The sequence below is a fragment of the Acinetobacter sp. RF14B genome (assembly GCF_006864105.1).
Lineage (GTDB): Bacteria > Pseudomonadota > Gammaproteobacteria > Pseudomonadales > Moraxellaceae > Acinetobacter > Acinetobacter lwoffii_C.
In genome coordinates this window covers 1-6,462 of the sequence record NZ_SMTB01000112.1, presented here as the reverse complement: position 1 = coordinate 6,462, position 6,462 = coordinate 1, and the positions used below count along the sequence as shown (strand labels likewise).

Below are 6,462 nucleotides of genomic sequence, written 5' to 3'. Positions count from 1 at the left end.
ATCCAGCCGGCGATATAAAGCCAGTAAACCCTCTGAAAGAGGCTGTGCGATCAGCTCCAGTAAAGGCAATTCTACAACAGGAATCTGTGCGTTTTGTAACTGCTCAGTCAACTTTGCAGCACGATCTCTGGGGCGGGTATTGATAAACAACATCAGTTTGAATAAAGCGCCTTCAGTAGATCGCCCGCTCCCTGATCCAACAGGTCTTTCGCCAACTGCACGCCGAGTTGCTCAGCCTCTGTGATATGTCCGGTATGCTGGGCACGTAACAGCACGGCCCCATCTACACTGCCCACCCGACCTTCAATCGAAATATGATCCTGATTTAAAGTCGCATAACCTGCAATTGGCACCTGACAGCCACCCTCAAGATAGGCATTAAAAGCACGCTCCGCACGGACGCAAGCATCCGTTTCCGCATGTAAAAGTGGCAGAATAAGATCCAGCACCGCCTGATCGCCCTCACGGCATTCTAGTCCCAAAGCCCCCTGTCCTACCGCAGGCAGACTGACTTCAGCTGCAAGTGTATGACGGATACGCTCTGCCAAACCAAGGCGTTTCAAACCGGCACTGGCTAAAATGATAGCATCATACTGTCCTGCATCCAGTTTAGATAAACGGGTACCCACATTACCGCGCAGGTCAATAATCTCCAGATCCGGACGCTGCTTTAAAATCTGAGTCTTACGGCGCAGACTCGAAGTTCCTACCTTGGCACCGTGTGGCAAGTCATCAAAGCTGGCATAATGATTAGAAACAAAAGCATCCAGCGGATCTTCACGCTCACAGATCACTGCTAAGGCCAGACCTTCAGGTAACGCCATCGGGACATCTTTCATAGAGTGAACCGCCAGATCTGCACGTTCATCCAATAAAGCTGCTTCCAGTTCTTTTACAAATAATCCCTTTCCACCAATTTTAGCCAATGGCGTATCCAGGATTTTATCGCCCTGTGTAACAAAAGTGACTAACTCGACCTGTAAACCAGTATGCAGGTCCTGTAAACGCGCACGAATATGTTCCGCTTGCCAAAGTGCAAGTGGACTTTGTCGAGTTGCAATTTTTAGGGTCTTCATAAATTTAAATAACAGCCAATGAGAACAATAGTCTAAACTTAACCTGCTCACTTGAAAATGCAAGTGAATTTACACAAGCTTCAGATTACATTGCCTATATAGCTGTTAAAGCTTATGAATACGATCCCTTAAAATCGGCAAATGGCGTCGACTCACCGCCAGACGCTCTTCCAGTTCCCGACAACGCACCTGATACTGACCAGAACTCACAACCTCAAGCCCATCCAGATAGTGCACAGACACCAGCGCATTACGATGAATCCGGATAAACTGGTCACCAAATTCCTGCTCAAGTTCCTTTAAGGTTTCATCAATCAGGACACTGCCATTTTTGTGCCGTACAGTGACATATTTCTGATCCGCCAGAAAGTAATAGATATTTTCAACTGGCACCAACTCCACACCACGATAGGTCTTTGCCGCAATCTGCTGGCGGCTTGTATTGATATCTTCCATATTTTCTTTTTGTTTTAGTTGGCTCATCTGAGCTTGGGTAAATTTAGTTAAATGCTCCAACACCTGTGCTAATTCCTGTTGCATCACGGGTTTGAGCAAATAGCCTTCTGCATTGGACTTAAAAGCATCCAGTGCATGCTGATCATAGGCAGTACAGAATACAATGGCGGGCATCGGATCAAGCTGGCGTAAATGCTGCGCGCAGATCAGGCCATCCATTTCAGGCATTTGAATATCTAATAAGATGACATCAGGTTCGTGCTGGTGAGCCAGATCAATGGCTTGACGGCCATGGCTAGCAGTGGCAATCACCTGATGGCCCAGCTGAGAGACCAAACGCGATAAGCGTTCGACAGCCAAAGGCTCATCATCACAAATCAGGACGTCCATTTCTCCTCCTTATCCGGCTCATAGCATCACATTCATGAATAGTTTAACCCGGATCTTTTTGATTTATTTTTATTTATATCGGTATCGTAACACTGTCGTGAACATCCCTTCGCCAGCAAATGTCTGTAAGCTGACTGTAGAGCCATAATAAGCCTCCAGTCGCTGTCTGACATTTTCTATTGCAATACCGTGCCCCTTTTTTAAAGTTTTATTTTCCTGCATATAAGGGTTTGTTATGATGATATTAATTTGATTTTGTAATATTTCAATTAATACGCTTATCGTACTCTTTGTTAAGATTTTTTCAACTCCATGAAAAATACTATTTTCTAATAAGGGTTGTAAAGTCAGTAAGGGAATCTGGACTTGAGAATATAGCTCCTTGTTTTCCAGTTTCCATTCAACTTGCAAGCGTTCGCCCAGCCGAATCTGTTCAATTTGCAAATAACGCTGGCACAGATCAATTTCTTCCTGCACGCTGACCAGCTTTAACTCCTGAAAACTAGCCCGGAACAAACGCGACAGGTTTAACAGCATTTGTTCCGCCTTGTCAGGATCAATACTGATCAGGCTGATGACACTATTCAGGCTATTAAACAGAAAATGCGGGTGAATCCGTGCCTGCATGGCCTGAATACGGGCCTTCAGCTCACTATGCTGCTGCTGCTGCCATTGCTCGCGCAGATACAGATAGCGAAAACAAAACATCCCAAGCAATATTCCTAAACTTAAGTGTAGACTGAGCTGATCCAGAATAATAGTCCAGTTCAAGCCCTGAAAACTTAAATTTGTTCCAATATATATCAAAATATTCAAGCTGATAGTAGTCAGCAGCACAATGACCTGTAACAGTAAAAATCCGGACATTAAAGCCAGTTTAATCCCCATTCGCTGAAACTGCTGCTGAAAAAACTCCAGCAGCGCTGCAAAACATAACAGTATCCAGCTGATATACAGCATATATTGCAGGAGCTGTAGCACACTCAAAGCCTGCCAGGACTGGGCTTCTGCCAGCGCCAGAACCAGAGCCAGGGTATTACCGCCGATAAACAGCTCGAGCAAATATTGCCACTGTCCCATCTGGCTAAAAAAATAGGAACCCAATCCCTGCCCTGTTCGGGACAGGCAAGATTGATCAGATAGAATTTCGGCAATAGGCTTTGAATTTGTTATACTCTTTTTCGTTCTACTGCTTTTAATCTGATTGAGCCGACATGACCACATCTTCTAATTCCTCTCATCCAGCACACGCCCAAACTTCGGGTATGTGGGGCGGTCGTTTCTCTGAAGCGACTGATGCTTTTGTTGCTGAATTTACAGCATCTGTTCAATTTGACCAACGTTTTTATAAACAGGATATTGCAGGCTCGGTGGCTCATGCGACCATGCTTGCCAAAGTCGGGGTACTGACTGAACAGGAACGCGATGACATTATTGAAGGTCTGACTGCCATTCAGGCAGATATTGAAGCAGGCAATTTTGAATGGCGCATTGACCTTGAAGATGTGCACATGAACATCGAATCACGTCTGACTCAGCGTATTGGCATCACCGGCAAAAAACTGCATACCGGCCGCAGCCGTAATGACCAAGTGGCCACGGATATCCGTCTGTATGTGCGTGATGAAATCGATGCCATTTTAGAATTATTGAAAAAATTACAAAAAGGTATTTTGGAGCTGGCTGCCAAGAACACCAATACCATCATGCCGGGCTTTACCCATTTACAGACTGCACAGCCGGTCACTTTTGGCCATCATTTAATGGCCTGGTTTGAAATGCTGGTACGTGACTCCGAGCGTCTGATTGACTGCCGTAAGCGTGTCAACCGTATGCCACTGGGTTCTGCAGCGCTGGCGGGAACAACCTATCCAATTGACCGTGCCTATACGGCCGAGCTTTTAGGCTTTGAAGCGATTGCTGAAAACTCACTGGATGCCGTATCTGATCGTGACTTCGGGATTGAATTCAATGCTGCGGCCTCACTCATCATGATGCACCTGTCACGTATGTCTGAAGAGCTGATTCTGTGGACTTCGGCACAGTTCAAGTTTGTGAACATTCCAGATCGTTTCTGTACTGGTTCATCGATCATGCCACAGAAGAAAAACCCAGATGTACCTGAACTGGTTCGTGGTAAAACAGGCCGGGTGTATGGTGACCTGATGAGCCTGTTAACCCTGATGAAAGGTCAACCCTTGGCGTATAACAAGGACAATCAGGAAGACAAGGAACCGCTGTTTGATGCAATCGACACGGTGCGGGGTTCATTGATGGCCTTTGCTGACATGATTCCGGCACTAATTCCAAATCTTCCGGAAATGCGTGAAGCTGCCTTACGTGGTTTCTCGACTGCCACTGACCTGGCAGACTACCTAGTGAAAAATGGCGTAGCATTCCGTGATGCGCATGAAATTGTAGGTAAAGCAGTGGCCTTAGGTGTTCAGGAAGGCAAAGACCTGTCTGAGCTCACCCTGGAACAATTACAACAGTTCTCGGATTTGATTCAGGCAGATGTATTTGAAAAAGCACTGACTCTGGAAGCATCAGTAAATGCACGTAACCACATTGGGGGTACGGCACCGGCTCAGGTTGAAGCTGCAATCGAACGTGCCCATGCCCGCCTAGAAAAACTTTATGCTTAACTGCTTTCGCTTTAATTTGGAGTATTGGTATGTCTCGACAAGTATTTTGCCGTAAGTATCAACAAGAGATGGAAGGTCTAGACTTTGCACCCTTCCCGGGTGCCAAGGGACAGGAACTGTTTGATACCGTGTCTAAACAGGCTTGGCAGGAATGGTTAAAGCACCAGACCACGCTGATCAATGAAAAGCGTTTAAGCGTGTTTGAACCGGATGCAAAAAAGTTTCTGGAAGAACAACGTGAGAAGTTCTTTAATAATGATGAAACTTTAGAAAAAGCCGAAGGTCTTAAGCCTGAGGCGTGATTAGTGGAGCACTGCTCCACTAAGCCGCAACACAAGGGCAGAGTCTGCATAGACTAAAACCCTGAAAGAATCTCCATATTTTGGGGATTCTTTTTTTATAGGGCTGAAAATGAGGCAAGACAAGCAAGAAGAGTGGGCCTAAACACCTCTAAGAAAAGAGTGTTTACGACTTAAAGCCCTGCTCTAGTGAGTCCTAAAGTCGTGCTGAAAAATTATTTTCATTTCTAAAACGCAAAATTCGTCATATCGTTTTTCTAAGCTATTTCGAGCCAGCAGCGTAGCTTGAAAAATATCTCGCAAGCAGCTCAAGGCAACTTTTTTACTAGCGTATTTTCTGACTTTAAGCAGCCCCTTCCCTTTTAAAAAACCATCAAGTTTGTATCAAAATAATGGATTGTAAAACCCCAATACAGAGCCTCTACAAAACACAACATTCAGCAACAAGAAACCCCATGTTTTTATGAAAACTCCTGTCATAATGGCTAACAAGAAGATGAGATATCTTTGAATAACTATAATAATAACTGAGAAATACCCCGATTTCATCCCAGTTCTTCCCCCAAAGGCTGGGTATTTTTTTGCCTGTTATTTTTACAAAACCTTTCTTAATTAACCATAAAAAAAGCCCCATCAATGGAGCTTTCTTATTTATGTCTTTTAAGGCTGTTTTAAATACGGCCAAGCCGCTTTGAGATAAATAAACATCGACCATAAAGTCAGAATTACTGCCGTATACAGCAGTGCATAGGCCAGCATTTCCAGAGGCGGCCAGTTGAGCAGGAACACACTGATCGCAATCATCTGAAAAGCGGTCTTATATTTTCCGACTGTGGAGACCGCCACACTGGTTCGCGCACCCAGTTCCGCCATCCATTCACGCAATGCCGAGACAGTAATTTCACGGGAAATGATCACGATGGCTGCAAATGCCATAGAGATGGTCGGTTGCCACTGGACCAGTACAATTAAGGCAGCCGCTACCATCAGCTTATCAGCCACCGGGTCCAGAAAACGCCCAAATGCAGAGGTCTGGTTCAAGGTCCTGGCAAGATAGCCATCAAACCAGTCTGTTACTGCCGCAATAACAAAAATCGCAGTAAGAATCAGATGTCGCGTGACATTCGGCTCAGCCCCATAAATCCCCACTGCAGGGGGCCAATAGGCCACCAATAAAAATACCGGAATAAGGACAATACGCGCCAAGGTCAAGATATTAGGAATATTCAGGATACGACCTGTAGTCATAGACACCGCCAATTGTTCCCCTCATGTACGATGAAAATGCACACTTTTTCTGAGGTTTGATCCATCATTGATAGGCCTCACTTTATACGAATTGGCGTGCAGTGTCACTAGGCAAACACGGTCACCGTCTGCCTGGCGATCGCAATCAGACGATTTTCACTATCCCAGAGATAGGCATATTCAGTTGCATAACCGTCTGCTGCATGGTCTGTAAATACTTTATATTTAAACCAATCCTTTAACTGGTGCTGCAACGGATGCACATAAGTAACATTCCAGGTCAGACTACTGGCAGGTGCCCGTTTTTTAAACATTGGCAGTACCCCAGGCGGCCAAATATCAAAAAGT

General features: G+C 45.2%; 6 protein-coding genes and 2 pseudogenes. 2 read left to right on the top strand and 6 right to left on the bottom strand.

What is annotated here, in order from left to right:
• The 4 genes and pseudogenes from E2K52_RS12850 to E2K52_RS12835 form a co-directional block, all read right to left on the bottom strand.
• A pseudogene (locus E2K52_RS12850) lies at positions 1 to 153 on the bottom strand (uroporphyrinogen-III synthase); the annotation flags it as partial.
• Positions 153 to 1,076 (bottom strand): hydroxymethylbilane synthase, encoded by a 924-nt coding sequence (gene hemC / locus E2K52_RS12845; protein ID WP_151205451.1) that lies wholly within the window; start codon positions 1,074 to 1,076, stop codon positions 153 to 155. The pseudogene E2K52_RS12850 and the gene hemC, both read right to left, overlap by 1 nt.
• A gap of 105 nt (positions 1,077 to 1,181) precedes the next feature.
• On the bottom strand, positions 1,182 to 1,922 hold the full coding sequence (locus E2K52_RS12840) for a LytR/AlgR family response regulator transcription factor (protein WP_151205450.1): 741 nt from the start codon (positions 1,920 to 1,922) through the stop codon (positions 1,182 to 1,184).
• Between the two features lie 69 nt (positions 1,923 to 1,991).
• Complete coding sequence (locus E2K52_RS12835; protein ID WP_151205449.1) at positions 1,992 to 3,146, bottom strand: sensor histidine kinase; 1,155 nt, start codon at positions 3,144 to 3,146, stop codon at positions 1,992 to 1,994.
• On the opposite strand from E2K52_RS12835, the gene argH reads away from it, so the two are divergent.
• A complete protein-coding gene (gene argH / locus E2K52_RS12830; RefSeq protein ID WP_171478865.1) occupies positions 3,137 to 4,567 on the top strand; it encodes an argininosuccinate lyase in 1,431 nt (476 codons plus the stop codon). The genes E2K52_RS12835 and argH overlap by 10 nt on opposite strands.
• A 29-nt stretch (positions 4,568 to 4,596) precedes the next feature.
• Positions 4,597 to 4,869, top strand: coding sequence for an oxidative damage protection protein (locus E2K52_RS12825; protein WP_151205448.1), 273 nt, complete (start codon positions 4,597 to 4,599; stop codon positions 4,867 to 4,869).
• A 657-nt stretch (positions 4,870 to 5,526) separates the two neighbouring features.
• Here the strand turns inward: E2K52_RS12825 and pgsA are convergent.
• Both pgsA and E2K52_RS12810 read right to left on the bottom strand, forming a co-directional pair.
• Positions 5,527 to 6,114: a CDP-diacylglycerol--glycerol-3-phosphate 3-phosphatidyltransferase gene (gene pgsA, locus E2K52_RS12815; protein WP_151205447.1), complete on the bottom strand. Its 588-nt coding sequence runs from the start codon at positions 6,112 to 6,114 to the stop codon at positions 5,527 to 5,529.
• A gap of 107 nt (positions 6,115 to 6,221) precedes the next feature.
• A pseudogene (locus E2K52_RS12810) lies at positions 6,222 to 6,462 on the bottom strand (acyl-CoA thioesterase domain-containing protein); the annotation flags it as partial.